Annotated in this window: 25 protein-coding genes and 1 tRNA gene; 13 read left to right on the plus strand and 13 right to left on the minus strand. The window is 68.0% G+C overall.

From position 1 onward, the window contains the following. The gene (locus ACTJKH_RS11680; RefSeq protein ID WP_440737066.1) at positions 1 to 852 is read right to left on the minus strand and encodes a sugar phosphate isomerase/epimerase family protein; all 852 of its coding nucleotides are present in this window, start codon (positions 850 to 852) and stop codon (positions 1 to 3) included. A 163-nt stretch (positions 853 to 1,015) separates the two neighbouring features. Here ACTJKH_RS11680 and ACTJKH_RS11685 point away from each other — a divergent pair, with 163 nt between their 5' ends. The 3 genes from ACTJKH_RS11685 (at position 1,016) to ACTJKH_RS11695 (ending at position 3,980) form a co-directional block, all read left to right on the plus strand. Continuing rightward, positions 1,016 to 2,044 carry a substrate-binding domain-containing protein gene (locus ACTJKH_RS11685; RefSeq protein ID WP_440737067.1) on the plus strand — a complete coding sequence of 343 codons (1,029 nt, stop codon included), beginning with the start codon at positions 1,016 to 1,018 and terminating at the stop codon, positions 2,042 to 2,044. A gap of 68 nt (positions 2,045 to 2,112) precedes the next feature. After that, entirely contained in the window at positions 2,113 to 3,204 is a 1,092-nt protein-coding gene (locus ACTJKH_RS11690; RefSeq protein WP_440737068.1) for an ABC transporter permease, read from the plus strand. Then, positions 3,201 to 3,980, plus strand: coding sequence for an ATP-binding cassette domain-containing protein (locus ACTJKH_RS11695; RefSeq protein ID WP_440737069.1), 780 nt, complete (start codon positions 3,201 to 3,203; stop codon positions 3,978 to 3,980). Before ACTJKH_RS11690 ends, ACTJKH_RS11695 begins: the two co-directional genes overlap by 4 nt. Positions 3,981 to 4,251: 271 nt before the next feature. Here the strand turns inward: ACTJKH_RS11695 and ACTJKH_RS11700 are convergent. Next, positions 4,252 to 4,342, minus strand: a tRNA-Ser gene (locus ACTJKH_RS11700). Between the two features lie 149 nt (positions 4,343 to 4,491). Between ACTJKH_RS11700 and ACTJKH_RS11705 the strand changes: the two genes are divergently transcribed. Next, on the plus strand, positions 4,492 to 5,268 hold the full coding sequence (locus ACTJKH_RS11705) for a hypothetical protein (protein WP_440737070.1): 777 nt from the start codon (positions 4,492 to 4,494) through the stop codon (positions 5,266 to 5,268). A gap of 103 nt (positions 5,269 to 5,371) precedes the next feature. On the opposite strand, the gene cydC is transcribed toward ACTJKH_RS11705, so the two are convergent. The 5 genes from cydC to ACTJKH_RS11730 form a co-directional block, all read right to left on the minus strand. After that, positions 5,372 to 7,048 (minus strand): thiol reductant ABC exporter subunit CydC, encoded by a 1,677-nt coding sequence (cydC, locus tag ACTJKH_RS11710; protein WP_440737071.1) that lies wholly within the window; start codon positions 7,046 to 7,048, stop codon positions 5,372 to 5,374. Then, positions 7,045 to 8,712, minus strand: a complete 1,668-nt coding sequence (gene cydD / locus ACTJKH_RS11715; protein WP_440737072.1) for a thiol reductant ABC exporter subunit CydD — start codon at positions 8,710 to 8,712, stop codon at positions 7,045 to 7,047. The genes cydC and cydD overlap by 4 nt, the downstream gene beginning before the upstream one ends. Before the next feature lie 109 nt (positions 8,713 to 8,821). Then, entirely contained in the window at positions 8,822 to 9,844 is a 1,023-nt protein-coding gene (gene cydB, locus ACTJKH_RS11720; RefSeq protein WP_440737073.1) for a cytochrome d ubiquinol oxidase subunit II, read from the minus strand. A gap of 14 nt (positions 9,845 to 9,858) precedes the next feature. Further along, positions 9,859 to 11,274 (minus strand): cytochrome ubiquinol oxidase subunit I, encoded by a 1,416-nt coding sequence (locus ACTJKH_RS11725; RefSeq protein WP_210098926.1) that lies wholly within the window; start codon positions 11,272 to 11,274, stop codon positions 9,859 to 9,861. 109 nt (positions 11,275 to 11,383) lie between these two features. Next, positions 11,384 to 12,028 (minus strand): helix-turn-helix transcriptional regulator, encoded by a 645-nt coding sequence (locus ACTJKH_RS11730; protein WP_440737074.1) that lies wholly within the window; start codon positions 12,026 to 12,028, stop codon positions 11,384 to 11,386. 100 nt (positions 12,029 to 12,128) lie between these two features. Between ACTJKH_RS11730 and radA the strand changes: the two genes are divergently transcribed. After that, the gene (gene radA / locus ACTJKH_RS11735; RefSeq protein WP_210098928.1) at positions 12,129 to 13,496 is read left to right on the plus strand and encodes a DNA repair protein RadA; all 1,368 of its coding nucleotides are present in this window, start codon (positions 12,129 to 12,131) and stop codon (positions 13,494 to 13,496) included. Positions 13,497 to 13,533: 37 nt separating this feature from the next. Here radA and ACTJKH_RS11740 read toward each other — a convergent pair whose 3' ends face one another. From ACTJKH_RS11740 to ACTJKH_RS11750, 3 genes are all read right to left on the minus strand, one after another. Further along, the gene (locus ACTJKH_RS11740) at positions 13,534 to 13,944 is read right to left on the minus strand and encodes a dehydrogenase (protein ID WP_210098929.1); all 411 of its coding nucleotides are present in this window, start codon (positions 13,942 to 13,944) and stop codon (positions 13,534 to 13,536) included. Positions 13,945 to 14,932: 988 nt separating this feature from the next. Further along, on the minus strand, positions 14,933 to 15,436 hold the full coding sequence (locus tag ACTJKH_RS11745; protein WP_210098931.1) for an amino-acid N-acetyltransferase: 504 nt from the start codon (positions 15,434 to 15,436) through the stop codon (positions 14,933 to 14,935). 173 nt (positions 15,437 to 15,609) lie between these two features. Continuing rightward, positions 15,610 to 18,135, minus strand: a complete 2,526-nt coding sequence (locus ACTJKH_RS11750) for an ATP-dependent Clp protease ATP-binding subunit (RefSeq protein WP_440737075.1) — start codon at positions 18,133 to 18,135, stop codon at positions 15,610 to 15,612. 227 nt (positions 18,136 to 18,362) lie between these two features. On the opposite strand from ACTJKH_RS11750, the gene ACTJKH_RS11755 reads away from it, so the two are divergent. Genes ACTJKH_RS11755 through ACTJKH_RS11765 form a run of 3 tightly spaced genes read left to right on the plus strand, consistent with a single transcriptional unit; the run spans position 18,363 to position 19,989 of the window. Then, a complete protein-coding gene (locus ACTJKH_RS11755; RefSeq protein ID WP_440737076.1) occupies positions 18,363 to 18,983 on the plus strand; it encodes a hypothetical protein in 621 nt (206 codons plus the stop codon). Beyond that, positions 18,983 to 19,762, plus strand: a complete 780-nt coding sequence (locus tag ACTJKH_RS11760) for a hypothetical protein (RefSeq protein WP_440737077.1) — start codon at positions 18,983 to 18,985, stop codon at positions 19,760 to 19,762. The genes ACTJKH_RS11755 and ACTJKH_RS11760 overlap by 1 nt, the downstream gene beginning before the upstream one ends. After that, complete coding sequence (locus ACTJKH_RS11765; RefSeq protein WP_440737078.1) at positions 19,759 to 19,989, plus strand: helix-turn-helix domain-containing protein; 231 nt, start codon at positions 19,759 to 19,761, stop codon at positions 19,987 to 19,989. Before ACTJKH_RS11760 ends, ACTJKH_RS11765 begins: the two co-directional genes overlap by 4 nt. Positions 19,990 to 20,097: 108 nt before the next feature. On the opposite strand, the gene ACTJKH_RS11770 is transcribed toward ACTJKH_RS11765, so the two are convergent. Then, a complete protein-coding gene (locus tag ACTJKH_RS11770; protein WP_440737079.1) occupies positions 20,098 to 20,466 on the minus strand; it encodes a YbjQ family protein in 369 nt (122 codons plus the stop codon). Positions 20,467 to 20,573: 107 nt separating this feature from the next. Between ACTJKH_RS11770 and ACTJKH_RS11775 the strand changes: the two genes are divergently transcribed. Next, positions 20,574 to 20,921 (plus strand): hypothetical protein, encoded by a 348-nt coding sequence (locus ACTJKH_RS11775; protein WP_440737080.1) that lies wholly within the window; start codon positions 20,574 to 20,576, stop codon positions 20,919 to 20,921. 137 nt (positions 20,922 to 21,058) lie between these two features. After that, entirely contained in the window at positions 21,059 to 22,483 is a 1,425-nt protein-coding gene (locus tag ACTJKH_RS11780) for a dicarboxylate/amino acid:cation symporter (protein ID WP_440737081.1), read from the plus strand. 88 nt (positions 22,484 to 22,571) lie between these two features. Here ACTJKH_RS11780 and ACTJKH_RS11785 read toward each other — a convergent pair whose 3' ends face one another. After that, positions 22,572 to 24,302, minus strand: a complete 1,731-nt coding sequence (locus ACTJKH_RS11785; protein ID WP_210098939.1) for a cation:proton antiporter — start codon at positions 24,300 to 24,302, stop codon at positions 22,572 to 22,574. A gap of 38 nt (positions 24,303 to 24,340) precedes the next feature. Further along, a complete protein-coding gene (locus tag ACTJKH_RS11790) occupies positions 24,341 to 24,625 on the minus strand; it encodes a MerR family transcriptional regulator (protein ID WP_194765006.1) in 285 nt (94 codons plus the stop codon). Positions 24,626 to 24,747: 122 nt separating this feature from the next. Between ACTJKH_RS11790 and ACTJKH_RS11795 the strand changes: the two genes are divergently transcribed. From ACTJKH_RS11795 to ACTJKH_RS11805, 3 genes are all read left to right on the plus strand, one after another. Then, the gene (locus ACTJKH_RS11795; protein ID WP_440737082.1) at positions 24,748 to 25,170 is read left to right on the plus strand and encodes an Hsp20/alpha crystallin family protein; all 423 of its coding nucleotides are present in this window, start codon (positions 24,748 to 24,750) and stop codon (positions 25,168 to 25,170) included. A gap of 51 nt (positions 25,171 to 25,221) precedes the next feature. Next, positions 25,222 to 25,458 (plus strand): DUF2795 domain-containing protein, encoded by a 237-nt coding sequence (locus ACTJKH_RS11800; protein ID WP_440737083.1) that lies wholly within the window; start codon positions 25,222 to 25,224, stop codon positions 25,456 to 25,458. Positions 25,459 to 25,522: 64 nt separating this feature from the next. Next, the gene (locus tag ACTJKH_RS11805) at positions 25,523 to 26,563 is read left to right on the plus strand and encodes an LLM class flavin-dependent oxidoreductase (protein WP_440737084.1); all 1,041 of its coding nucleotides are present in this window, start codon (positions 25,523 to 25,525) and stop codon (positions 26,561 to 26,563) included. Positions 26,564 to 26,781 lie beyond the last annotated feature (218 nt).

The raw sequence follows: 26,781 nt of genomic DNA on the forward strand, positions 1-26,781 counted from the left end.
TCAGCGCAACAGCATGCCGATCGTGTTTCGTAACGTCGAAGCGACCAGTTCATCGTCCAACTCGGCCACCTTGTCGCAGAAGATCTCCGAGCAGTACCAGCTGTCGTAGCCGGTGGAGCGGCAGGCGTCCACCCATTCCTGCAGGGGGATGTCTCCGGCTCCGGTCCAGACGTTGCGCGAGATCCCCTGGTCGGGAATCTCACCGGCGGGGATGTGCAAACCGTCGCAGACGTGCACGGCGGCGATGAGGTCAGCGGGGAGCGCCGCCACATCGTCCGGTGTGTCGCCGGCGGCCCAGAAGTGCCAGAAGTCGACGCAGAGCTTCAGGTTCGGCCGATCGATCCGGTCGAAGATCTCCAAGGCTTGAGCCACTCGGTTCACCGGAGACCAGGCCAGGGGTTCCAGATAGAGACCGACGCCATGGTCGGCGGCGATGTCCGCGGCAAGCGCCACTCGTGTCGCGGTCTCGGTCAGCGTCTGCGCATCAGTCAGCCCGAGTGCGCCACGGTAGCGCAGGTCCTGCGGCGTCAGCGTGCCGGCGCGGAACTCCTTCACGACGCGCACGTCGACCGGCCCGGTGCACATCTGCACGAAAGGCGCCCCGACGATCTTGGCCACCTCCGCGAGCCTGGTCGCGTCGTGGCGGAACTCGGCATCGGGCGCCTCCTGGATCGCCCCTACCCCCGAGACGGGGAAACCGTCGAGCGGTTCGATCAGATCATGCCCCGAGTAGCCCGCGTCGAGGAAGCGGAACAGTTTCGGCGTCTGCAGCTCGACGGCATCGAACCCCGTCGCCTTCGCCACGGCGATGTCGCGCAGCGTCGTTCCGTGGAACGCAGCGGTCGAGTTCATCGAGATCTTCATGATGCCCGCTCTCTTGCGCCGAAGCGCACCCGGTCTTCAAAAGTACGAATGTCAGGACATTCTATTGACATTTTGATCTTAGTGCCGATACGCTCAGCGCACCCAAAGACGGTAGCCGGAACCCGCCGGCGCAAGAAAGGATCACGACGCCGTGAAACTCACACACAGCACTCGCAAGGGTCTCGCCCTCGTCGCCATCGCCGCGTCTGCGCTGGCATTCGCCGGATGCACCTCCGGCGGTTCCGCCGGTGACACGGACACGAAGGCCGGACTCAAGAGCGGCTACGGCTCCCTGGCCGAGAACCGCGACGCCTATTTCTTCACCTACTACAACCCGGCAGGCGATCCCTTCTGGGCGCAGATCCTGCAGGGCGGAGAAGACGCCGCCGAGCTCGGCGACCTGAACCTCACGCATCAGACCGCAGACGGCGACCCCGACAAGATGGTCGACCTGGTGCAGACCGCGATCGCCACAAAGCCAGCGTTGATCCTGATGCCCTTCAACGAAGGTGAGAAGTGGGTGGGCGTCGCCTGCGACGCCGCCAAGGCCGGCATCACGGTCGTCGCCTACAACGTGCCGGCCCCCGACTCGGCAGCCGACTGCGTCTCGGGCTTCGTCGGGCAGGACTTCCGCGAGGTCGGTGAGATCGTCGGCGCACGGCTCGTCAAGGAGGCAGGCCTCGGCAGCGGCGACAAGGTGCTGCTCCCCGCCGAGGAGCCGGAGCAGGCCTACGCGATCAACCGCGGCGGCGGCGTGCAGACTGCACTCGACGAGGTCGGTGCGAAGGGTGAGTTCCTGCGCACCTCGGGGAACGACGAGGAGGCGCTCAACTCTCTGACCGCCTGGCTCACCGCGAACCCGGATGTCGCCGCCATCGCGCCGCTGGGCGGCACGCCGCACCGCAACATCGTTGCCGCGATGGAGGCGGCCGGAGTCAAGGTTCCGGTCGTCGGGTTCGACACCTCACCGCAGGTCGTCGCCGGCATCAAGAACGGCGACATCATCGCCACCGCCGACCAGCAGGGATACGTGCAGGGCTTCCAGTCCGTCACGCAGGGAGTCCTCTACATCGACTTCGGACTGTCCCCCGCCAACATCAACTCCGGCGGTCGCGGTCTGATCGACAAGACGAACGTCGGCCTGCTCGAGGACGACAGGCTCAAGGGCGTTCGCTTCTGACCGCTCCGGTCGCGGGGCCGCCGTCGCGCGGCCCCCTTTCTCTTCTTCCCCTCCCTGAAAGGCATGAGATGACTCAGCCCGCAGAAAGACAGCGGGAGCACGTGCTGACCGCTCCCGCCCCCACCGAAGCGGTCGTCACCGGCCGCCTGCTCGGCGACAACACCCCCCGCTCGTTCGGCGACAGGCTGCGCGAGAGCATCCGCTACAGCCGTGGGCGTGGCGCACTCGAGATCGGCGTGATCGTCGCCCTCGTCCTTGTCGGCTTCATCATCGCCAGCCTGGCCGCCCCCGCCGACTTCCCCTTCCTCTCCGCCAGCAACCTCTCGGGAGTGATCTCGCAGAGCATCCCGGTGCTGGCTCTCCTGGGACTCGGTGCCGGCATCCTCATGGTCGCGGGCGAGTTCGATCTCTCCCTCGGCGCGAACGTCGGATTCACCGCGATCGTCTTCATCAACGTCTCCGAAAGCGCCGGCTGGGGATGGGGCATCGTTGCAGGCCTCGCGACCTCGACCTCCATCGCGCTCATCAACGGCCTGATCGTCGTGCTGACGCGGATTCCCTCGTTCATCGCCACCCTCGGCATGGGCTTCTTCTGGGTCGGCGCGAGCATCTTCGTCAACGGCACGTCTCCGGCGATCCTTGCCGAGGGCAAGGACGACACGCTCGTCACAGTGTTCGCTGGCGACTTCGGCTTCTTCCGATCGCAGTTGATCTGGTTGATCATCATCGGATTCGCCGCCTGGGCATTCCTGCACCGTCACAAGCTCGGCAACCACATCTTCGCCGTCGGCGGCAACGCCTCCGCCGCGAAGGCGATCTCCATCAAGCCCAACTCGGTGCGCCTGCTGGCCTTCGGCGTCTTCGGACTGCTCGTCGGATTCGCCGCGATCCTGATCTCGGTGCGCACCGGCTCCATGCAGCCCGGCAGCACGGACGACTACACACTGATGGCGATCGCCGCTGCAGTGGTCGGCGGCACGTCGCTGAACGGTGGGCGCGGTTCGGTGATCGGCATGATCATCGGTGCGGCACTGATCCGCCTGATCGAGAACGGACTCATCCTGGCAAAGGCACCCGGCTTCTACATCCAGCTCTTCGTGGGGCTGATCATCGTCGTCGCCGCCGTCTTCAACAAGCTCATGGAAGGAAAGGCATCATGACCTCCTCCGACTACCTGCTCCGCCTCGAAGGCGTCACCAAGAAGTACGGCGCCAACACGGTTCTGAAGGACGTGTCGTTCGACATCGGCCGCGGCGAGGTGGTGGGCCTGCTGGGCGACAACGGCGCCGGCAAGTCCACGCTCGTGAAGATCATGTCGGGCGTCGTACCGATGACCTCAGGGTCCTACTTCTGGGACGGCGCCGCCGTGCCGACGGTGAACCGGCCCGCCACCGAGGCGCTCGGGGTAGAGACCATCTTCCAGGACTCCGCTCTCGTGGACCAGATGTCGATCACTCGCAACATCTTCATGGGACGCGAGATCACCAACCCGCTCGGCTTCATGAAGCTGAAGAAGATGGATGAGATCGCGACGAACATCCTCGACACGGTCGTCACGATCGAGGGCATCAAGAGCTCGAAGCAGCTCGTCTCCTCACTCTCAGGCGGACAGGCCCAGGCCGTGGCCATCGCACGTGCCGTGCACTTCAAGCGCAGCCTGCTCATCCTCGACGAGCCGACATCGGCACTGGCCGTGCGCGCGACGGAGGCTCTGCTGGATTACCTTCGACAGCTCAAGACCGAGGGCGTGAGCTCGGTGCTCGTCACCCACAACCTGCACCACGCGTACAAGGTCTGCGACCGGCACATCGTGATGAACCACGGCAAGAAGATTCTCGACGTCCGCCGCGAGGACACCAGCGTCGAGGAGCTGACCGCCGCCGTCGTGGAAGGTCAGGTCGGAGTCGATCGCTTCCGCGCCGGGGCGGCCATCTGACGAGTGGAATTTTCTGTCTTCGGACGATGAGCGGTCTGGGGTGGGAGCAAGATCTCCCACCCCAGAGGCTGCTCTGCGCTCGAGGATCGCACCGCACACCTCGAAGCCAATCCGGTCAGCCGGCAGGCAAGTGAGGCTCCGCTGGAGGTGCACGCTTCATTGCGCGAGAATCCGGCGAACGTCAGTTACCGCTGCGTTACCGCAACCGCCACTCCAGACATGACGAAGGCCCCGCATCCCAGTGTTTCCCAGGGAGTCGGGGCCTTCGTGGTGGCGGTGACGGTGGGATTTGAACCCACGGTAGGGGGTTACCCTACACAACTTTTCGAGAGTTGCACCTTCGGCCGCTCGGACACGTCACCGCGGACAAGCTTACGACACCGGGGGCCGCGGCGCGAATCGAGCGCGTTTTACCCGGTCAGGCCTCGATCGACCGGCGACCCCGCTGGTTAGGATGGCCTAAGGCATCCGTCGCGGATGAGCCGCGGAGTCGAGGCACCGAGGGGACGTAATGGGCTTCATCACATCAGAGGCGCTGGCAGAGACCGGATACGTCGTCCTCGACGACCACGACCAGGCATCCGACCCTGCCGAGTGGCTCGACCTCGAGTACATCGGCTGGCGCTCGTCGGGCGTCACGCGCTTCGCCCCGCTCGCGAGCTATGCCGGCGAGATCGAGTGCAACGGCTTCTGGAACCAGACCCCGCCCCGCACCGACAAGGACGGCGTGTGGGTCGACTCGCAGGTCGCGATCGCGCCGACCCTGCAGCGCCGCGCGCTCGAGCCTGGCGCCGGAGTCGGCCGCTGCCGCGTGATCGAGCTGCAGCCCAACGAGTACGCGGATGCCGTCTACAACCTGCACCAGGACGACAACAACCGCCTCAACGAAGACGGCACCGGCTGGGTCGTACGCGGCTATTACAACCTGTCGGATGACTCGGAGTCGCTGCTCCTCCTGCGGTCCGACCGGTTCGATCCGGCGACCGAGATCCGCCTGCCCCTGCGCGAGGGGTCGCGCATCATCGTCGACACCCAGCGCTTCTGGCACGCGGTCTGGCACCGGGGCACAGCCCCGCGGTACGCGCTGATCACCTCGTGGACGTCAGGCCCCGAACTCGACGCCTACATCGAGGCGAACCACGGCGACCCGCACCCGGCGACCGTCGATCTCGATCCGCGCCTGGTCGACGACGCACAGGTCGAGCTTCACCGCCGCATCGAAGAGCGCCGTCGCGCCTTCGAAGCCCAGGGCATCGTCATGGAGCCCCGCGCCGACCTCAGCGTCTGACCGGCCCGTCGCCCCGTTTCGTCTCGTCGCTGCGCTCCTCGCTCACCGCCCGAATCGCTCCCGCTCGTTGAGCGAGCGCAGCGAGGCGAAGCGCGCCACCCGACTACGCCGAGACGGTGCGCCCGTCTTCCAGACGGACCACGCGATCGACCGTCCCCGCCGGGGGCGCGACGTGCGAGATCAGCAGCACCGACTGCTCCCCCGCCGCCTGGAGCAGGTCGCGCAGCAGAGCATCGGATGCATCGGGGTCGACGCCCGCGGTCGGCTCGTCGAGCACGAGCACGGGGAAGCCCCGCAGCAGCGCCCGCGCCAGGGCGATGCGCTGCGCCTGACCGCCTGAGACGAGCCCACCCCGGTCACCGACGCGGGCGTCCAGCCCGCCGCGCTCGCGCGCCCACGACCCGAGGCCCACCCGGTCGAGCACGGCGATCAGCTCATCGTCCGTCGCCGAATCCCGGGCGAACAGCAGGTTCTGGCGGATGTCCTCATCGAACAGCTGCGGACTCTGCTCGCACAGCCCGATCGTGCGGCGAAGGGCGGGGCCCGACAGCGCGGCAGCATCCATGCCGCCCACGGAATACTCACCCTCGACGCGCAGGAATCCGACGAGCGCCGCAGCCAGCGAGCTCTTGCCCGCCCCGCTCGGGCCGGAGACGAGCACGCGCTCCCCCGGCTGCAGATCGAGATCGACGCCCCGCAGCGCCGGCGCTCCGCCCGGCCACCACGCACGGACATCTCGGAGCGTCAGAGCGGGAGCACCGGAGATCTCGACATCCTCTCCGTCATCCGATCGCAGCTCGGCGGGAACGTCAGAGGGCAGCACGTCGACGATGCGCTCGGCACTCGATCGCACGCTCCGCCAGGAGGCCGCCGCGATCGGCACCGCACCGAAGACCTCGAAGACGACCATCGGCACCAGCACGGCCACGGCCAGCCACGGACCGTCGATCGCGCCGGTCGCTAGCCCCGGGGCGGCGACGGCGAGCGCCCACACCGATGCCGCGCCGGCGACGGCCGAGACCACACCGGCGGCGATCGCCTGCGCGAGCGAGGCCCTGCTGACGGCTCGGCGAAGTTCGACATCCGTCTGTCGCACCCGCTCGCGCGCCTGCGCCTCGGCGCCGTACGCGATCAGCACGTCGAGAGCGCCGAAGTAGTCGGTCAGCGCCGCCGACAGGTCGCCTCGGCGACGCGACACGGCGGCCTCTGCGCGCGATCCGAACAGCCACCCCAGACCGATCGCGGCCGCGGCGGCGATCACCAGGCACGCGACGAGCGTGAGCGCGGCCGGCACCGACACGAACAGCAGGAACACGACCGCGCCGAGGGCGACGAGCCCCGACACCGCGAGCGGCTGCACCACGCGCAGCGGCAGGTTCTGCAGGTTCTCGACGTCATCGACGAGCGCAGACTGCACCCGGCCGTGGTCGGTGCGACCGAGCCCGGCGGGCGACAGAGGGGTGAGGCGTCGCACCATGTCGGCGCGAGCGGATGCGAGCTGACGCAGCGCCGCATCGTGCCCGCTCAGCCGTTCGAGGTAGCGGGTGACGGCACGCGACACCGCGAAGAAGCGCACGCCGACGACCGCGATCGACAGCGGCACGAGCGAGTCCACGATCGAGGCGCTGACGATCAGCCAGCCGCTCACGGCGAGCAGGCTCACGGCGGCGCCCGCCGACAGGAAACCCCAGATCGCGCCAGGCAGGAAGCGACGCAGCGGCGGCTGCGCGAGGCGGAGGATGCCGCGCACGCGCGCCGCGGTAGTGGTGGTGCCGGTCATACCCTCACCCCCAGCTCGACGACGTGGTCGGCGATCGCCCTGGCCGAGCGGCGGTGCGAGACGAGGAGAATCGTGGCTCCGGCATCCGCCCGCGCGCGCAGCGACGTCCAGAGCCGCTCCTCGGTGTCGGGGTCGAGCGCACTGGAGGGCTCATCGAGCGCCAGCACCGCATCCTGCCGAACAGAATGCCGATAAAGCGCTCGCGCGACAGCGACGCGCTGCGCCTGGCCACCCGACAGCCCGCTCCCCTGCACGCCCAGTTCGAGCGCCGGGTCGAGGTCGTTCGCACAGGCGTCATCGAGGGCGTGACGGATGCCGTCGGCATCCGGCGCCTCATCGCCCAACGCCACGTTGGCGGCGATCGTGCCGCGGCTGAGCTGCGGGCGCTGTCCACTCCAGGCCAGCCATGCCGACGGGGTGAGCTCGCGCACATCGACGCCGCCCATCGTCGCCGAACCGGAGAAGTCGACCGCACCGCGCAGCGCCGCGAGCAGACTCGACTTGCCCGCGCCGCTCGGCCCCTCGATCAGGGTGATGGTTCCGGGGGTCGCGCTGAACGCGACCGGCGGCAGATCACGTACCCGCAGGTCGGTGACGACGAGGTCTCGCCCGTGCGCCGTTCGCAATTCAGCATGGATATCGTCGCGACCGGCATGCACCCCGCCAGAAGCACCGGTGTCGTGATCTCCTGCTGAATCGTGAACGCGTGTCGCCCGAGCCGCGGCCGAATCCAGCACCTCGAACACGTCTTCCGTCGCTGCGACACCCTCGGCGGCGGCATGGAACTGCACCCCGACCTGACGGATCGGCAGGAACGCCTCGGGGGCGAGCAGCAGCACGAACAGCCCGACCTCGAGCGACAGATCACCCGACAGCAGCCGGAATCCGACCGCGACGGCGATCAGCGCCACGGCGATCGAGGCCAGCAGCTCCATCGCAAAACCCGACAGGAACGAGAACCGCAGCACCTTCATGGTCTCGCGGCGGTACTCGTCGGCCGTCGTCTCGATCTGCGCGGCGGCGCGGCGCTCGCGCCCGAACAGACGCAGCGTCGAGAGACCCTGCACGGTGTCGGCGAATCGGGCCGCGAGACGCTGCAGCGTCTGCCACTGCGTGCGCTGCACCGTGCGGGTCGCGATGCCGATCAGGATCAGGAAGAGCGGGATGAGCGGCAGGGTGATGATCGCGGTGAGCCCGCTCGGCCAGTCCTGCCACCACATGACCGCCACGAGCACCGGAGTCGCGATGACGGTGAGCACGAGCTGCGGGATGTACCGGGCGAAGTACGCGTCGAGCGCCTCGAGCCCGTGTCCAGCGGTCACGGCGAGCCCCGCCTGGTTGCGCTGCGCGAGCCAGCCGGGTCCGAGCTTCCCGACGGCCGCGATCAGGGCGGCGCGCAGCTGCATCCCGGTCTTCGCCGCCGCGCGCGTACCGGCGGCATCCGAGGCGGCGATGAGCACTCCGCGGAGCGCGGCGAGACCGAGCAGCCAGAACAGGGATGCCGTGACGTCACGCCCGGCGAGCGCGCCGATGACGGCATCCGTCAGCATCCACGCGAACGCGACCGTGACCGCGGTCTGCACGACGCCGATCACGCCGGAGAGCAGCAGGAATCCGCGCGCCGCGCTCGCGTAGCGCAGCAGGCGGATGTCGACCGGCTTCACCGCTCCACCTCATCCACCACGAAACCGGGAGAGGTCGCTCCGGTGGCAGTTCGTGCCGCTCCCTGTTCAGGAAGGCGGCACGAACTGCGACCGGAGCAGAAGACGACTCTCACGCGTGCGCCGGAGCTCCCTCGATCGAGCGGCGGGTGACGCGCTTGCGGAAGATCCAGTACGTCCACGTCTGGTACGCCAGTACGAGCGGCAGGGCGATCAGGGCGGTCCAACTCATGATCGTCAGCGTATACGGCGTGCTCGACGCGTTCTCGATCGTCAGGCTGAACGCGGGGTCGATCGTCGACGGCATGACGTACGGGAACAGCGCCGCGAACAGCATCGCGACAGCGGATGCCACGGTGCCTGCGCCGAACGTGAACGCCCACCCGTCGAGCCGGCGCAGCGACGCGACGATCGCCGCCACGAGAGCGAGAGCAGCCACGAGGCCGCAGGCGATCACGAAGTACAGCAGCGGCGCCTCGCGCCCGGCGGCCATCACGACGGTCCAGATCACGGTGACGGCGGCGGCGAGCACGGTCGGCACCGCAACGAGCTTCACCAGGCGACGAGCATCCTCATGCACCTGTCCGTCGGTCTTGAGTGCCACGAACAGCACGCCGTGCAGGAAGAAGAGCAGCAGCGTCGTGACGCCGACCAGCAGCGCGTACGGGTTCAGCAGGGCGAAGAAGCCGCCCACGTAGACATGGTTCTCGTCGATCGCCACCCCCTGAACGATGTTGCCGAACGCGACGCCCCAGAGGAACGCGGGAACCGCCGAGCCGATCACGATCATCCGGTCGAAGCCGCGCTTCCACTTCGCCGACTCGCGCTGGTGCCGGTACTCGAACGACACCCCTCGTAGGATCAGCGCGAGCAGGATCAGCAGCAGCGGCAGATAGAACCCGCTGAACAACGTGGCGTACCACTCGGGGAAGGACGCGAACAGGCATGCACCGGCGACGATGACCCAGGTCTCGTTGAGATCCCAGATGGGGCCGATCGTGTTGATGACCTGGCGACGCGAGACGTCGTTCCTGCCGAGGAACGGCAGCGACATGCCCACACCGAAGTCGAACCCGTCGAGCACGAAGTAGCCGACGAAGAGGAAGGCGACGATCCAGAACCACATGTATTCCATGACTGATCCCTTTCTCAGTACACGACAGACGGCAGCTGGGCCGTCTCCTCGTGGGGCTGCTCTTCGGTGTCGGGGCCCTTCTGGGCCGCCTTGATGATGAGGCGGATCTCGACCACGGCCAGCGCCGCGTAGATCGCGGTGAAGGCGATCAGCGAGATCAGCACCTCGAGGCCGCTCACACCCGGCGAGACGCCGTCCTGCGTGGTCATGAGCCCGAAGACGATCCAGGGCTGCCTGCCCATCTCGGTGAAGACCCAGCCCATGATGTTGGCGACGAGTGCGAGCGGGAACGACCAGATCGCGAGCTTCCACATCCACGGAGCCGGGGGCTTCTTGGCGCCCTTGCGGGTGACCCAGAGTCCGACGACGGCGACGAGCGCGGCGGCCATGCCGAGGCCGATCATCCAGCGGAACGCCCAGTACGTGACCCAGAGGATGGGGGCGAACTCGGTGAGGCCCGTGTCGGCGAACGTCGTGGCGTACTCGGCGTTGAGGTCGTTGATGCCGTGCACGCAGGCGTCGAACGTGTGCGTCGACAGCAGCGACAGCAAGTACGGCACGCGGATCGAGAAGAGCTCGGAGCTGCCGTCGGGTGTGCCGAGCGTGAAGATGCTGAAGGAGGCGTCGGGGCCGCAGACCGTGTTGAAGGTCGCCTCGGCGGCGGCCATCTTCATCGGCTGCGCGGCGTACATCGCAAGGCCCAGCTGGTCACCCGTGAGCACGACTCCGGCGGTCGAGACGATCATCGCCCAGAGGCCGAACTTCAGCGAGATGCGCATGGTGTCGAAGTGCTGCCCGCGGGCGAGGTGCCACGCGGACACCGAGATCACGACACCGGCGGCGAACATCAGCGCCCCGAAGATCGTGTGCGGGAAGGCGGCGAGCGCGACGGGGTTCGTCAGCAGCGCCCAGAAGTCGGTGAGCTCGGCGCGGTTGGTCTCGGGGTTGAAGACGTAGCCGACCGGGTTCTGCATGAAGGCGTTGGCGGCGATGATGAAGTACGCCGACAGGATGCTCCCGATCGAGACGCACCAGATCGTGGCGAGGTGCAGCTTCTGCGGGAGCTTGTCCCAGCCGAAGATCCAGAGGCCGATGAACGTCGCCTCGAAGAAGAAGGCGAGCAGTCCCTCGAACGCGAGCGGGGCACCGAAGACGTCACCGACGAAGCGCGAGTAGTCCGACCAGTTCATGCCGAACTGGAACTCCTGCACGATGCCGGTCACGACGCCCATCGCGAAGTTGATCAGGAAGATCTTGCCGAAGAACCGCGTGAGGTGCAGGTACTGCACCTTGCCGGTGCGCACCCACGCGGTCTGGAAGATCGCCGCGACCAGGGCCATGCCGATCGTCAGCGGCACGAACAGGTAGTGGTAGACGGTCGTCAGACCGAACTGCCATCGAGACAGGACCAGCGGGTCGAGCCATTCCATGAGCCACTCCTTCTTCCGTGCCCTGGTTCTTCTGTGTGCCGAGTGCCACGCTAACCACGTGCCCGCCGCCCCCGAGGGGCCGCGGACCGTGAATAAGTCAGACGCACGCCTAGGCGGCGGTCATCTCCGTCAGGCGCAGCTGCACGGTGCAGTCCGCCGGCAGGGCGGAGGTGCGCACGGCCTCGGCAGCGAGCGGCCCACCGGCTTCGGTGAGCACCCCCTGCATGAGACCGAGGTGCACGGAGCACAGCATCGGACGGTCTTCGGCGCGACCCGCGGCGTGCGGGCACGGGCTGAGATCGACGGTGAGCTGCTCGTCGTCGACGACGGGCTCGAAGCCGCTCTCCTCCAAGTGTTCGATCAGGGCATCCAGCTGGTAGGTCGCGTCGCGACCCAGAGTGGAGGCGGATGCGGGCAGCACGCGGCGCAGCAGGTCACCGCGCTCGGCAGCAGCCTTGGCTTTGTCGCGAGCGATGGGGCTGGAGGCATCCGCCATGCCGGTGGCTGCACTGTAGAGAGTGCGCGGCCGACCGCGGGTGGTGCGGTGCTCGCTGGCCTGGATGACGTAGCCGCCCTCGATCAGTCGCTGCAGGTGCTCGCGCACGGTGTTCGGGTGGAGACCTGTGGCGTCGCAGAGCTCACCGATCGTGCGCTCCGCCCGCGTCCGCGTCGTTCCACCTTCGAACAGCGCGTGCAGGATCCGCACTCGCGAGAAGGTCGAGATCGGCCCGCAGACGGGCCCGCCGTTGGCCATGAACCCAGTATCCCGTTGTGCTGCCGGCGTGGGGAACGATTCGGCCGTGAATAATGCGCCCCGCAATAGGGATGTCGGATACCGGCGATAGCCTGGCTGCATGGCCACCCGAAAACCCGCTCCCCCCGCCTATGTCTGCACCGAATGCGGGTGGACGACGGCGAAGTGGGTCGGTCGCTGCGCCGAATGTCAGCAGTGGGGCACCGTGCAGGAGCAGGGCGCGCAGACCGGCATCCTGAGCCGCATCACCCCGCTCGCGCCCACGGCCGCGAAGGCCGCTCGCCCGATCACGCAGATCACCACCGAAGACGCCCCGCGCCGCACGAGCGGTGTCGGCGAGTTCGACCGCGTGCTCGGCGGAGGCATCGTGCCGGGTGCGGCGATCCTGCTGAGCGGCGAGCCCGGCGTCGGAAAGTCCACGCTGCTGCTCGAGGTCGCGGCCCAGGCCGCGCGGTCGGGGCGGCGCGTGCTCTACGCGAGTGCCGAGGAGTCGCCCGCTCAGGTGCGTCTGCGCGCGGAGCGCACCGGAGCGCTGCACGACGAGCTCTACCTCGCCAGCGAGACCGACCTCGCGACGATCCTCGGGCACATCGACGAGGTGGCACCGCAGCTCGTGATCGTCGACTCGGTGCAGACCGTGTCGTCGTCGCTCATCGACGGCGCCGCCGGACAGCCCAGCCAGGTGCGCGAGGTCGCGGCCACCCTGATCCGCGTCGCGAAAGACCGCGGGCTGCCGGTCATCCTCGTCGGTCACGTCACGAAAGACGGCACCGTCGCCGGTCCCCGCGTTCTGGAGCACCTCGTCGACGTCGTGTGCCACTTCGAGGGCGACCGGCAGACGTCGCTGCGCTTCATCCGCGCTCTCAAGAACCGCTTCGGGCCGACCGACGAGGTCGGATGCTTCGAGATGACGGGCGCGGGCATCTCCGAGGTTCCCGACCCCTCGGGCCTCTTCCTCTCGCAGGGCGAGACGGAGCCGGGCACGTGCGTCGCCATCTCGCTCGAGGGCCGCAGGGCGCTTCCTGTCGAGGTGCAGGCGCTGACGATCAACACGACCGCACCGAACCCTCGCCGTGTCGTGCACGGACTCGACTCCTCACGGGTGGCGATGGTGCTGGCGATCCTCGAACGCCGCGCGGGAATCAAGACCAGCACCCTCGACGTCTACGTCTCGACCGTCGGCGGAGTGCGCTTCACCGAGCCGGCCGCCGACCTCGCGATCGCCATCGCCGTCGCCGGGTCGATCCAGCAGATCTCCGTGCCGCGCACGGTCGCCGCGGTCGGCGAGCTCAGCCTCGCCGGAGAGATCCGGCCCGTCACCCAGTCGGCGCAGCGCAGGTCCGAGGCCTCACGCCTCGGCTACGAGCAGGTGGTCGACGACCGTTCGAAGACGCTGCGAGCGGCTCTGAACGACGTCCGCTCGCGCAACACCACCCGGCGTCGCGAAGCCGACATCCCGCCGTTCTGATCCGGAGGCGCGGAGCGCCGCCACTGACGAGCCGGGGTCAAGCGTCGAGTGCCTTGAGCAGCTCGTCGGGCGATGCCTGCATCGGATGCGGCCCGGCGATGTCGAGGAACACCGTGGTGATGGGGTGCGCGACGAGGAACTTGCGCAGCCAGTCGGCCGTGTAGATGCCGACGCCGGGCGGAAGGTTGGCCGGCTTGTTCTTCGCGTCGCTGAACAGCAGCAGCGCCAGGTCACCCGACTTCGGGTCGCGGTAGGTCCACACCTCGCCGCTGTCGAGCGGATTGTCGCGAGCACCCGGCTTCACGAGCGGTACGACGGTCGTGCCATGGCGCAGCGCCAGGGCGACCGCGGCGATGTCCTGCTTCTCGAGCGCCTGCGCGAGAGCATCCGACCGGAAGTCCTCGGGCGCGGGCTTGTTCTTCGCGGACTTCGCCTTCTTCGATGCCATGCATCCAGCTTATTCAGCCCGCGACCGCGGCTCACTGCCGAGGCTGACGCTCACGGCGAAACGCGGACCTGCGCGCGGAGCCGCAGCAGAGAAGATTGGGGCCCTCTCGAGTCCTCCATTGGGGACTGGGGTACTCGAGAGGGCCCGCTGACCCTCGGGGCGGCAGTGTCGAAGCGCTGGGGACGCTGTGTTCGACGCCACTGGGGATGGCATGCGCCGCAAGTCTGCGAGGGTCACCCCAATGGTATCCCAAAGAATTCGCAGTGTCACCCGAAACTGAGTTCAGGACTGTATTCAAGACCTTTGGCCAGGTCGGCTTGCCCTCAGTAGAGCAGGATCTGCGCGGTGGTCGTTCCCTTGAAGCCGCCGATCTCGACCGCCACGTGGTACGACGCGCCCCCGCCGGGTGCCCGCGGACGGTTCTCCTGCGCGCAGGTCTCGACGCTCGAGCGTGTGCGGTCCCAGGTCACCGGCACCTTGCTCGTCACCGTCGCGCCGGCGGCGAGCGTCGCGATCATGCTGCTCGGGTTCTCCTGGCAATCGGTCGAACGCCACCACACGTCCGAGCCGCTGGACACGGTCAGCACCTGGGTCGTCGACCCGACATCGATCGTGCAGTCGGTGGACCCGCGGTTCGTCAGCGAGATCGAGAGCTTCGGCAGGACTCCGGCCTGGTACGAATCCGCGTCGGTGACCGCCGCGACCTCCACGTCCTGCGCGCTGCAGGCCACGATGCCGGGCGTCTCGTCAGCCGACGGCTCCGGCGAGGGCGACTCGGCGGCAGTCGGATCGGGCGTCGTCNCGGCGTCGACGACGCGGACGCAGACGGGGTCGGCGAGGGAGTCGCGTCGGTCGCACTGGCCCATGGCCGCGCCACGAGCAGCCACACGGCGGTGACGATGAAGGCGACGAGCAGGATCAGCGCGACGAGGGTCACGAGTCGCCGGCGACGATAGACGGCGGCGGAGTGACGGGGCATGAGTCCAGGTTAGTTGAGCCTTTTCAGCATTCTGGTGTTGCCGAGCGTGTTCGGCTTGACGTGCGCGAGGTCGAGGAACTCCTCGACACCGGCGTCGCCGCTTCGCAGCAGCTGGGAGTACACGTCGGGGTCGACGACCTGCTCGCCGATGGTGGTGTAGCCGCGGCGTCCGAAGAAGTCGATCTCGAACGTGAGGCAGAACAGCCGACTGAGGCCGAGCTCCCTCGCCTGCTCCTCGAGAGCTCCGACGATGGCCCCTCCGACCCCGTGGTGCAGCCAGTCGGCGCGGACCATCAGGGTGCGAACCTCACCGAGGTCCTCCCAGAACACGTGAAGCGCACCGCATCCGATCAGCTCGCCGTCGGCCTCGGCCACGACGAACTCCTGCACGGCGCCGTAGAGCACGGCGAGATCCTTGCCGAGGAGGATGCGCTGCTCGACCATCGGCTGCAGAAGATTCCGGATGCCGATGATGTCGGCGCTGCGCGCCGGACGGACGATGTACTCGCTCACACCGTCAAGCCTAGAACCCGAGACCTCCACAGACGCTGAAGCGGTCTCGCCCGTTCGAATCGCTCACTGTGCAGACAGTCCGGCCCGAAGCCTGCGAAGTGCGCGATTCGGACGAAGGTCCCGGACACGCAGAAGGGGCGGATGCTGCTCGCATCCGCCCCTTCTGTCTCAGGTCACTCTCCGCTGGCGATGGCCAGGTCGGGGGTGCCGGGGATCGCTCCGCCGGTGTTGACGCCGACCGCGACCTGCTCGCCGCGCGGACCGTGCTCGAAGAGGAACTCGCCGTCCTTCGAGTCGACCTTCACGTGGTCGCCGGGGTTCAGCTCACCGTGCAGGATCTTCTCGGACAGACGGTCCTCGACCTCGTGCTGCATCGCGCGACGCAGCGGTCGGGCACCGAGTGCCGGGTCGAACCCGATCTCGATGAGGCGCTCCTTGGCGGCCTGCGAGAGCTCGATCGTCATGTCGCGGTCGAGCAGACGCTCTCCGAGACGCTTCGTGAACAGATCGACGATCTGCACGAGCTCGCTCTTCGACAGCTGCGGGAACACGATGATGTCGTCGACACGGTTGAGGAACTCGGGCTTGAAGTTGCGCTTGAGCTCTTCGTTGACCTTGCCCTTCATCCGCTCGTAGGTCGTGGCGTTGACGCCCTCGATCTGGAATCCGACCGGACCACCGGCGATGTCACGAGCACCGAGGTTGGTGGTCATGATGATGACGGTGTTCTTGAAGTCGATCACGCGGCCCTGACCATCGGTCAGTCGACCCTCTTCGAGGATCTGCAGCAGCGAGTTGAAGATGTCCGGGTGGGCCTTCTCGATCTCGTCGAACAGCACCACGCTGAACGGCTTGCGGCGCACCTTCTCGGTGAGCTGGCCGCCCTCTTCGAATCCGACGAATCCGGGAGGGGCACCGAACAGACGCGAGACGGTGTGCTTCTCACCGAACTCGCTCATGTCGAGCGAGATGAGAGCAGCCTCGTCGTCGAACAGGAACTCGGCGAGCGCCTTGGCCAGCTCGGTCTTTCCGACGCCCGTGGGGCCGGCGAAGATGAACGAGCCGGAGGGGCGCTTCGGGTCCTTGAGACCGGCACGCTGACGACGGATCGTCTTGGAGAGAGCCGCGATGGCCTCTTCCTGACCGATGACGCGCTGGTGCAGCGCCTTCTCCATGAAGACGAGTCGCGAGGACTCCTCTTCCGTCAGCTTGAAGACCGGGATGCCGGTGGCCTGTGCGAGCACCTCGGCGATCAGACCCTCGTCGACGACCGCCTGGGTCGCGACGTCACCCGAACGCCACTGCTTCTCGAGGCGCAGACGCTCGGCGAGGAGGCTCTTCTCCTCATCGCGCAGCGATGCGGCCTTCTCGAAGTCCTGGTCTTCGGACGCCAGCTCCTTCTGCTCGCGGACCTTGGCGATCTTCTCGTCGAATTCGCGCAGCTCGGGCGGGCTCGACAGGATGCTGAGGCGCAGACGGGCGCCGGCCTCGTCGATCAGGTCGATCGCCTTGTCGGGCAGGAACCGGTCGGAGACGTAGCGGTCGGCGAGGTTCGACGCCGCGACGATCGCGCCGTCGGTGATCTGCACCTTGTGGTGCGCCTCGTACCGGTCGCGCAGGCCCTTGAGGATGTTGATCGTGTGAGGGAGGCTCGGCTCGTTCACCTGGATCGACTGGAAGCGGCGCTCGAGAGCGGCATCCTTCTCGAAGTGCTTGCGGTACTCGTCGAGCGTGGTGGCACCGATCGTCTGGAGCTCACCGCGGGCGAGGAGGGGCTTGAGGATGCTGGCCGCGTCGATCGCGCCCTCGGCGGCACCCGCACCCACGAGGGTGTGGATCTCGTCGATGAAGACGATGATGTCGCCGCGGGTGCGGATCTCCTTGGTGACCTTCTTCAGGCGCTCCTCGAAGTCACCGCGGTAGCGGGAACCGGCGATGAGAGAGCCGAGGTCGAGCGAGTAGAGCTGCTTGTCCTTCAGCGTCTCGGGCACATCGCCCTTGACGATCGCCTGGGCGAGGCCCTCGACGACGGCGGTCTTGCCGACGCCGGGCTCACCGATCAGCACGGGGTTGTTCTTGGAGCGACGAGACAGGATCTGCATGACCCGCTCGATCTCCTTCTCGCGCCCGATGACCGGGTCGAGCTTGTTGTCTCGCGCGGCCTGCGTCAGGTTGCGGCCGAACTGGTCGAGCACCTGCGAGCCGCCCTGGGCGCTCGGGGTGTCGTTCGACTGCGCACCGACGGCTGCCGGCTCGCGTCCGGGCGCACCGGACAGCAGCTGGATGACCTGCTGGCGGACCTTGTTGAGGTCGGCGCCGAGCTTGACGAGCACCTGGGCTGCGACGCCCTCACCCTCGCGGATGAGGCCGAGCAGGATGTGCTCGGTGCCGATGTAGTTGTGGCCGAGCTGCAGGGCCTCGCGGAGGCTGAGCTCGAGGACCTTCTTGGCGCGCGGCGTGAACGGGATGTGCCCGGTCGGCTGCTGCTGGCCCTGGCCGATGATGTCCTGCACCTGCTCGCGCACGGCGTCGAGCGAGATGCCGAGGCTCTCGAGCGCCTTGGCTGCGACGCCCTCACCCTCGTGGATGAGGCCGAGCAGGATGTGCTCGGTGCCGATGTAGTTGTGGTTGAGCATCTTCGCCTCTTCTTGGGCGAGGACGACCACTCGACGGGCTCGGTCCGTGAATCTCTCGAACATGCTGTGACTCCTTATTCGCACGGGGCGAAGCGCTGAGTCCTCGACGGTCTCCGCGCCTGTACATCGAGAGTAACCACCGTGCGGATGCAGTATGCCCGTGTTCGCCGTCGGCATAGCGCCGTGACGGTCGGTGACGGGAACCTTCGCGATCGAGGCCTTGACCACCATATCGATTCTCGTTATGTTAACGACTATCGGTAATAACGAAGATCGATAAGGAGTGGATGATGACCTCGACGAAGAACCGCACGCTCTCCCGTGGAGACACCGGAGCCCTGGTCGGCTTCTGCATCGCCGGGGTGATGATCGCCGCCTACATCACGGTGTATTCGATCGTCCGGATCATCGAACTCGCCCGCGGCGTCGACGTCCCGGTGCTCGCCGAGTTCATCGGCTCGAAGACCCCGGTCGACCTGCCGTTGACCTCGGGCGACACCGTCGCCGTCGGACTCGACAGCGCCGTGATCACGGCACCTCAGCTGCCGACGGTCGCGGCCGTGCCCGGCATCATGGGGCAGATCGCGCAGATCCTGACGATCGTCATCGTGATCGGATGCCTCATCGTGCTGGCCCGCAGCGTTCTCGCCGGTCGTGTCTTCAGCCGCCGCAACACCGCTCTCGCGTCGACCGCGGGCATCACCGGGCTCGTCGGGTTCGCCGCCGTCCGCTTCTTCGACAACATGCTCGCCAACGCGACGATCGCCCGCATCACCGACAACGGCGTCGAGAACGCCGTCATCAGCGTCGAACCCTTCACCTTCGTGCTCGCCGCGTTCGTCCTCGCGCTCATCGGCACGGTCTTCGTGGTCGGCGACCGCCTGCAGCGCGACACCGAGGGACTCGTCTGATGATCACCTTCGGCTCGGACTCGGTCTGGGACTCCCTGCGATTCATCGGCATCGCGCTCGCAGTCATGGCCGTGGTGGTGGGCCTGGTGGTGTGGGTCGGGCGCCGCCGCGGCAGCAGGACCATCGCGCTGAACGCGGCCTACTCGATCTGCGCGGTGTGGGTCGTGCTCTCGGCGCTCGGCGCCATCGGCATCGTCGTCAAGGTCTTCCAGGTCGGGTGGGCCGAGTTCTCGGGTCGCACGCTGGTGTGGATGGACTGGCCCGCGTCCATCCCCTGCCTCGACCCGACACTCAGCACGACCCCTGGCGCGGTGCTCCACTGCGGCGGCACGGAGCTGACCGACTTCACGGTCGAGAACGCCTCCCTCGGCCTCCGCGCTCTCGCCGGAGCCGCACAGCTGAGCACCCTGGTCTTCACGACGATGCCCGCGATCATCCTCGCGGTCATCTGCTTCAACACCCTTCTGGGCCGCGCGTTCTCGCGCACCATCACCCGCGCGCTCGTCGGTGGGGCGATAGGCGTGCTCGTCTTCGGCGTGGCCTCCGACCTGCTTGGCAGCATCGCCGCGACCGCCGCTCTGCGTGAGGTCTTCACTCCCGACAGCCTCTGGTACCCGCCCCGCTTCCAGCTCACCGTGACGCCGCTCCCCCTCGTCGGCGCGCTGATGCTCGCCGCGCTCGCGACGATCTTCCGCCAGGGCCTGAAGCTGCAGCACGAGCGCGATGCGCTGGAACGCACGAACGCAGCTCTCGAGAACGACACGCGAGGTCTCGTATGACCCCGGCGGAGAACGACGACGAACTCACCGGCATCCACTGCCGACTCGACGAGCTCCTCACCGCACGCGGGATGACGCTGACCGAGCTGAGCGCCCGCGTCGGCGTGAGCATCGTGAATCTGTCGGTGCTGAAGAACGACCGGGCGCGGGCGATCCGGTATTCGACTCTGCGCGCGATCTGCGACGCGCTCGACTGCGAGGTCGGCGAGCTGCTCGTGCTCGCCTGATCGCCTGCGCGCGACGCTGCGTCGCGGTTGGGGTCGCACTTCGTGCCGCCTGAAGGCGCCAGAGGCGGCACGAACTGCGACGGGAACCAGGTCGGGCGACGAGAGCCGTCAGGCGACCGGAGCCTGAGGATGCTGCGGCGGCTGGGGCTGCGCGACGGGCGCGAGAGGCTCGACGACCACCGCGGTGCCGTAGGCGCAGATCTCGGTGAAGTTCTGGATCGACCCGGCGTCGAAGCGCATCGCCACGATCGCGTTGCCGCCCCGCTGCTGGGCCTCAGCCCACATGCGCTGCATGACCACCTGCCGTGCCTCGTACATGACCTGCGTGTACTCGGGGATCTCGCCGCCGCCGAGCGAACGGAAGCCCGCGGCGAACCCCTGCCCGAAGTCGGTCGAGCGCACCGTCAATCCCATGACCTCCCCCAGCACCTGGGTGATGCGATAGCCGGGGATGTCGTTCGTCGTCACCATGAACATGAGGTCATCGTGCCAGAGACGCGCCGGCCTCGGACAGGAGTGGAGTGGGTATTTGTCCCCATGCAAGCCCCTCTATGAATTCACTGTGAGCCGATAGCGTCATAGACATGACCTTCAACGACCGGAACCTGCGCACCCCCGCCCGCCTCCTCATGGCGCTGCCCATCGCGGCCCTCGCCTTCTCGCTCGCCGCCTGCGGCGGCTCCACCCGACCCAGCGCCGACGACGTCGCCGCCGGTCTGGACGAGTTCTTCACGTCGCAGGGCCAGGAGCTCCCCGACGGCGCCTCCGAGTGCTTCGCCGGATACCTGGTGGACTCCGAACTCAGCAACGAGACGCTGACGTTCCTCGCCAACGGCGAAGACAAGCAGTCGAGTGAAGCCGACAAGGCCCTGACCACGAAGATCCTGCAGGACAACCTCGACGAGTGCGCGACTCCGGACACCGAAGAGTGACACACGGCGAAGGATGACGGATGCTTCGGCATCCGTCATCCTTCGTCATCTCGGGCCGCGGACTCCGGAGCGGCTCCTAGCGTTGATCAGGTCCGCGCGCTCCCCAGGCGCGCACCGATCCTGGAGTCCCCAATCCAATGAGCACCACCGTCCGCGCCACGAAGGCGCCAGACACCCGCGGTCCCGTCCGGAAGCTGCTGACCTCGTTCGGCTTCCAGATCCTCGCGGCCCTCGTCCTCGGCATCGCCGCCGGTCTGATCGCCCGCCAGCTGGGCGCGACCGCCGACAGCCCGAACGGCCTCTCGGCCACCCTCGACACGATCGGCAGCTCGTACGTCACGCTGCTGCGCACCGCCGTCGTGCCGCTGATCTTCACCGCGATCGTCGCCAGCATCTCGAACCTGCGCCGTGTGCAGAACGCCGCGCGCCTCGCCGGCCAGACGCTGCTCTGGTTCGCGATCACGGCGTTCATCGCCGTGACCATCGGCATCGTGCTGGGGCTGGTCATCCAGCCCGGCTCGCGCGCCGGTGACGGCCTCGAGCCGAGCGACCCGTACACGGTGGGCACGTGGTGGAACTTCCTCCTCGGCCTGATCCCGCAGAACTTCCTCGGCCTCAGCGTCGGCACGCAGGTCGACGTCGAAGCGAGCACCGCAGTGTCGAGCGTGAACTTCAACATCCTGCAGGTCATCGTGATCGCGGTCGCCGTGGGCATCGCGGCTCTCAAGGCCGGCAAGAAGGCCGAGCCGTTCCTCGCGTTCACCGAGTCGCTGCTCAAGGTCATCCAGCGGGTGCTGTGGTGGATCATCCGCATCGCTCCGCTCGGCACGTTCGGCCTGATCGGCGCGGCTGTGGTCAAGTACGGCTGGGAGAAGCTCGCCTCGCTCGGCTGGTTCGCGATCGCAGTCTACATCGGCCTCGCGCTCGTACTGTTCGTCGTCTACCCGATCCTCGTCAAGACCAACGGCCTGTCGATCAGGCAGTACTTCTCGGGCGTGTGGCCCGCGGTCCAGCTGGCCTTCGTCAGCCGTTCGTCGATCGGCACCCTGCCCCTCACCGAGCGCGTGACCGAGCGCAACCTCGGCGTGCCCCGCTCGTACGCCTCGTTCGCCGTGCCGTTCGGCGCCACGACCAAGATGGACGGCTGCGCCGCGATCTACCCGGCCATCGCCGCGATCTTCGTCGCACAGTTCTTCGGCATCGAGCTGAACCTCGTGCAGTACCTGCTGATCGTGCTCGTCTCGGTCGTCGGCTCGGCGGCCACCGCCGGAACCACCGGCGCGACGGTCATGCTCACGCTGACGCTGTCGACCCTCGGCCTGCCGCTCGAGGGCGTGGGCCTGCTGCTCGCGATCGACCCGATCCTCGACATGGGCCGCACCGCGGTCAACGTCGCGGGCCAGGCGCTCGTGCCGACCATCGTCGCCAAGCGTGAGGGCATCCTCGACGAGGAGCTCTACAACGCCCCGCGTGAGGGCCTGCCCTTCGCCGACGACTCCGACGACGACGCCCCCGAGACGGATGCCGCGGCATCCGAGAAGGAGCCGGCCGGCACCCGCTGACCCGCGTCCTCCGAGCGCCTCGCCCCCTCTCGGGGCGGGGCGCTCCTGCATGCGGCAGGTGCGTTCCCGTCGCGCTGAGCGCCCGCCGCTACGCGCGCCCCTGCTGCCGAGTGGCGCCGCGGGTGTCGAGCGCCAGCTCCTCGGCATCCATCGCGGTCATCAGCTCGCGCATGAGCTCCTCATCGAGGTTGCCGGCGTCGCGCTCGGCGAGCAGGATGTCGCGGCGCACCTGCAGCCAGCCGCGCGACAGGGCGACGAGGTCGTCGTACGAGGGCCTGGCCACGGCCTCCTCGACCTCCTGCGCCTCGTCGGTGTCTCGCTCGACCCGCGTCATGCGCTTCGTGAACGCGTCGAAGACGCTGAGGTCGACCTCGCCGTACTTCTGCTCCCACTCGACGCGCTTCTCGGCGAGGAACTCCTTGCCGGCCTTGCGGCTCTTCTCCCGGACCTCCGTGATCGCCCTCTCGTCGTCTTCGTCGTCGACGTCGCTGGCGATGCCGAGCCCGCGGATCAGCAGCGGCAGCGTGAGCCCCTGCAGCAGCAGAGTGCCGACGGTGACGATGAAGGCGACGACGACGATCGCGTGAGACGGTTCGGTGTCGAGGGCCGCGAGATCGGCCGCGGCGAGCGCTGTCGCGAGCGTGACGACGCCGCGCATGCCCGCCCAGGAGATCACGGCGTTGTCCTTCCACGTCAGCTGCAGGCCGGCCATCTGGTCGCGCAGGATCTTGGAGCGCAGCTCCTCGGCGCTGTAGCCCTTCCAGCGTTTCGATTCTCTGCGGCGCTCGTCGAAGGCGCCGGATTCGACCGTGCGATCCCAGCGTTCGAGACGCTTCCGGTCTTGGAAGTTCGCCCACCCGTTCGCCGGGTACACGTAGAGCGGCCGCATGATGAGCACGACCAGCAGCACGGCACCCGACAGCAGCAGGATGCGTCCGACCTCCTCGCCTCCGAGGTCGCTGAGGACGCGGGGGAACTGCAGGCCGATGTACGCGAACACGAAGCTCTCGAGCAGCAGATCGGCCGACAGCCACAGCGGCTTCTCCTGCTGGCGGGTCGTGTAGTCGGTGCGCGGGGAGTTGTATCCGACGTAGAGACCCATCGCGACGACCGCGAGCACACCGGATCCCAGCAGGTGCTCGGCGATCGCGTACGCGCCGAACGGGGCGAGAAGCCCGAACGTCCCGATCACGACGGCGTCGTTGATGCGCATGCGCAGCTGGTGCAGCACGATGCCGAAGACGAGACCGATCGCGACGCCGACACCGACGGCGAGCAGGAACTGCCCGACTCCGTCCCACACGGTGAGAGTGGCGCCGGCGATGATCGCCGCGAACACCCGGTAGAGCGTGAGCGAGGTCGCATCGTTGATCAGGCTCTCCCCCGAGAGCACCGTCATGATGCGACGAGGCAGCCCGAGTTTGCGACCGATCGCCGCCGCCGAGACGGCATCGGGCGGCGCGACGATGGCACCCAGCAGCAGGGCGCCCGGCAGGGTCAGCGACGGCAGGATCCACCACGCCACGAGACCGACCGCGAGGGTCGTGAGCAGCACGAGGGTGATCCCCAGCCGGCGGATCTGCGGCAGGCTGCGCTTGAAGCCCACGAACGAGACGTCGAGCGCCGCCGAGTACAGCAGCGGCGGCAGCACGAGGTTGAGCAGCAGATGCCCGTCGATCTCGACGTCGGGCACGAAGGGCAGGAAGGATGCCGCGAGCGCGACGACCGTCACGAGCAGCGGCGCCGGCCAGCCGCGCCATCGGGCGATCGCCGCCACGACCACAGCACCGACGAGCACGTAGAAGATCTCGGCATCCATGCCTTTACGGTACTGGGCCGCCCTCGTCGCGGTGCAGGTCAGTCGCGGCCGTCGGCGAGTTCGTCGCGGAGCCCGGCATTCTCGTCCTCGAGATCGAGCACGCGGCGGATGCCGACGATGTTGATCCCCTCGACACGAAGCCCGGTCACCCGACGGATGCGCTCGAGGTCGTCATCGCTGTACCGGCGGGTGCCGCCGTCGCTGCGCGCAGGAGTGACGAGCCCCTTCGCCTCGAAGAGTCGCAGACTCGCCTCGGGGACGCCGCTGAGCTGAGCGGCGACGGCTATGCCATACACCGGCATACCCGGATCGCGATCAGCCATCGGAACCTCCTTCGTGCATCACTTGCACTTTATCGGAACTTGTTCTATAAAAAATCTATAGCAAACGGTGCAGATAATCTGCACCAAGACAGCCCGACAGGGCCACACGAAAGGAGACACTCATGGCCATGTCATTCGATCCGTTCAGTCAGCTCGACCGCTTCGCCGCGAGCGTGCTGGACTCCGTCCGCGCACCGCGTCTCATGCCGGTGGACCTCTTCCGCGACGGCGACAGGTACGTCCTGCACGCCGATCTCCCCGGCATCGATCCGGGGTCGATCGACGTCGACCTCGACGGGGGACAGCTCACGATCCGCGCCCAGCGCACGGCCGACGGTCGCGAAGGCGTCCGCTGGCTCGCGCGGGAACGCGGTGCGGGCTCGTTCCTGCGGCAGTTCACACTCGGCGACGGTGTCGATCTCGACGCGATCAGCGCCTCGTACGAGAGCGGCGTGCTGTCGGTGATCATCCCGGTCAGCGAGCGCGCGAAGCCACGCAAGATCGAGGTCGAGTCGAGCGACAGCCGACAGTCGATCACCGCCTGATCGCACGGGGGCCGGGGCGCACCCGGCCCCCTCAGCCCGAAAGGAAGACCCATGCACACCTCCGCTGCACTCGACCGCTTCCTCCGCGGGATGGAGTATCCGGCGACGCGCGACGACCTGCTCCGCGAAGCAGCCCGTGACGGTCTCGACCCCGACGATCGAGCGGTGCTCGCTCAGCTTCCCGAGCAGAGCTTCAGCGCGGCCTGGCACATCCGATACCACGTCGCGCGACACGCTCTGGCCGAGGAGTTCTCACCGTCGGCATCCTCCGCCCTCGCCGCAGTGTGACGACCCACCGGCGACGATGGGGCGGGCGGGAATTCCCCGCCCGCCCTCGCCGTTGCATTCGGGGATGACTTCCACCGCGCTCTCCGTCCTCGACCTCGTCCCCGTTCGCACCGGCCAGACCAGTGCCGAGGCGATCTCCTCCTCCCTCGATCTCGCGGCGACCGCCGACCGGCTCGGCTATCGCCGCTACTGGTTCGCCGAGCATCACAACATGCCCGCCGTGGCATCCACCGCTCCTCCGGTGCTGATCGCCGCGGCCGCGATGCGCACGACGCAGATCCGCCTGGGCTCGGGCGGCGTCATGCTGCCCAACCACGCACCGCTGATCGTCGCCGAGCAGTTCGCCGCCCTCGAGGCCATCGCTCCCGGCCGCATCGACCTGGGCCTCGGCCGGGCTCCGGGCAGCGATCCCGTGATCACGCAGCTGCTGCGCGGATCGGGCACGACGAGCGACGTCGAGCAGTTCCCGCGCAACGTGCAGGACATCGCGGCTCTCCTCTCGGGCGAGGGCGCGACCGTGCGCTTCACCTCGGGTGGCGAGTACACCGTGCATGCGACGCCGTCCGCCACCGGCAACCCCGAGGTGTGGCTGCTCGGGTCGAGCGACTACTCCGCCCAGCTCGCCGCATCGCACGGCCTGCCGTATGTGTTCGCGAACCACTTCTCAGGGCAGGGCCTCGAGCGAGCTCTCGACCTGTACCGCACCGGATACCAGCCGAGCGAAGAGCACCCCGAGCCGCGCACGTTCCTCACGGTCAACGTCGTGGCATCCCCCACTCAGGAGGAGGCCGAGGCCCGCGCCCTCCCGCAGCTGCGCATGATGTCGCGCCTGCGCCTGAACAAGCCGCTCACCGCACTCGAGACGGTCGAGGAGGCACTGGCCGCAGAGCCGGATGCCGCGACAGACCAGGTCGTCGAGGCCGCCCGCTCGCGGTGGTTCGTCGGCACGGGCGAATCCGTCGCCGAAGAAGTGCGCGCCTTCGCGTCGAAGTGGGGCGTCGACGAGGTCATGCTCTCGCCCGTCGCGGGTGCGTACGAGTCCGAGCCGCGCGACTCCGCCTCCGGCCGCGCACAGACGCTCGAGCTCGTCGCCGCCGCGCTCTAGCGCGCTCCCGGCGCGTCGCCCTGGCCCTTGTGCCCCTGCCAGAGCGCCCTGCGCGTGCGGGGCCTGACGCGCCTACGGTGGTCAAATACTCACCTCCTGGGGTCCCTTGGCGTGCTTTTTTGACCACGCACCGCCCACGCGGCGCCGACGCGGTCGGCGGTCGGCGGTCGGCGGTCGGCGGTCGGCGGCGAAGTCTTCCTCCCCGTTCCCAGGTGCAA

It is taken from the genome of Microbacterium sp. 22215, from assembly GCF_052045655.1.
GTDB lineage: Bacteria > Actinomycetota > Actinomycetes > Actinomycetales > Microbacteriaceae > Microbacterium > Microbacterium phyllosphaerae.

Coding starts and splice junctions, on each gene's coding strand:
- ACTJKH_RS11760 (WP_440737077.1), top strand. CDS start 18,983: ATGATCACCTTCGGCTCGGACTCGGTCTGGGACTCCCTGCGATTCATC.
- ACTJKH_RS11785 (WP_210098939.1), bottom strand. CDS start 24,302: ATGGATGCCGAGATCTTCTACGTGCTCGTCGGTGCTGTGGTCGTGGCG.
- ACTJKH_RS11775 (WP_440737080.1), top strand. CDS start 20,574: ATGACCTTCAACGACCGGAACCTGCGCACCCCCGCCCGCCTCCTCATG.
- radA (WP_210098928.1), top strand. CDS start 12,129: ATGGCCACCCGAAAACCCGCTCCCCCCGCCTATGTCTGCACCGAATGC.
- ACTJKH_RS11680 (WP_440737066.1), bottom strand. CDS start 852: ATGAACTCGACCGCTGCGTTCCACGGAACGACGCTGCGCGACATCGCC.
- ACTJKH_RS11770 (WP_440737079.1), bottom strand. CDS start 20,466: ATGTTCATGGTGACGACGAACGACATCCCCGGCTATCGCATCACCCAG.
- ACTJKH_RS11730 (WP_440737074.1), bottom strand. CDS start 12,028: ATGGCCAACGGCGGGCCCGTCTGCGGGCCGATCTCGACCTTCTCGCGA.
- ACTJKH_RS11705 (WP_440737070.1), top strand. CDS start 4,492: ATGGGCTTCATCACATCAGAGGCGCTGGCAGAGACCGGATACGTCGTC.
- ACTJKH_RS11695 (WP_440737069.1), top strand. CDS start 3,201: ATGACCTCCTCCGACTACCTGCTCCGCCTCGAAGGCGTCACCAAGAAG.
- ACTJKH_RS11690 (WP_440737068.1), top strand. CDS start 2,113: ATGACTCAGCCCGCAGAAAGACAGCGGGAGCACGTGCTGACCGCTCCC.
- ACTJKH_RS11790 (WP_194765006.1), bottom strand. CDS start 24,625: ATGGCTGATCGCGATCCGGGTATGCCGGTGTATGGCATAGCCGTCGCC.
- ACTJKH_RS11765 (WP_440737078.1), top strand. CDS start 19,759: ATGACCCCGGCGGAGAACGACGACGAACTCACCGGCATCCACTGCCGA.
- ACTJKH_RS11805 (WP_440737084.1), top strand. CDS start 25,523: ATGACTTCCACCGCGCTCTCCGTCCTCGACCTCGTCCCCGTTCGCACC.
- ACTJKH_RS11800 (WP_440737083.1), top strand. CDS start 25,222: ATGCACACCTCCGCTGCACTCGACCGCTTCCTCCGCGGGATGGAGTAT.
- ACTJKH_RS11755 (WP_440737076.1), top strand. CDS start 18,363: ATGACCTCGACGAAGAACCGCACGCTCTCCCGTGGAGACACCGGAGCC.
- cydC (WP_440737071.1), bottom strand. CDS start 7,048: ATGACCGGCACCACCACTACCGCGGCGCGCGTGCGCGGCATCCTCCGC.
- ACTJKH_RS11780 (WP_440737081.1), top strand. CDS start 21,059: ATGAGCACCACCGTCCGCGCCACGAAGGCGCCAGACACCCGCGGTCCC.
- ACTJKH_RS11795 (WP_440737082.1), top strand. CDS start 24,748: ATGGCCATGTCATTCGATCCGTTCAGTCAGCTCGACCGCTTCGCCGCG.
- ACTJKH_RS11750 (WP_440737075.1), bottom strand. CDS start 18,135: ATGTTCGAGAGATTCACGGACCGAGCCCGTCGAGTGGTCGTCCTCGCC.
- ACTJKH_RS11725 (WP_210098926.1), bottom strand. CDS start 11,274: ATGGAATGGCTCGACCCGCTGGTCCTGTCTCGATGGCAGTTCGGTCTG.
- ACTJKH_RS11740 (WP_210098929.1), bottom strand. CDS start 13,944: ATGGCATCGAAGAAGGCGAAGTCCGCGAAGAACAAGCCCGCGCCCGAG.
- cydB (WP_440737073.1), bottom strand. CDS start 9,844: ATGGAATACATGTGGTTCTGGATCGTCGCCTTCCTCTTCGTCGGCTAC.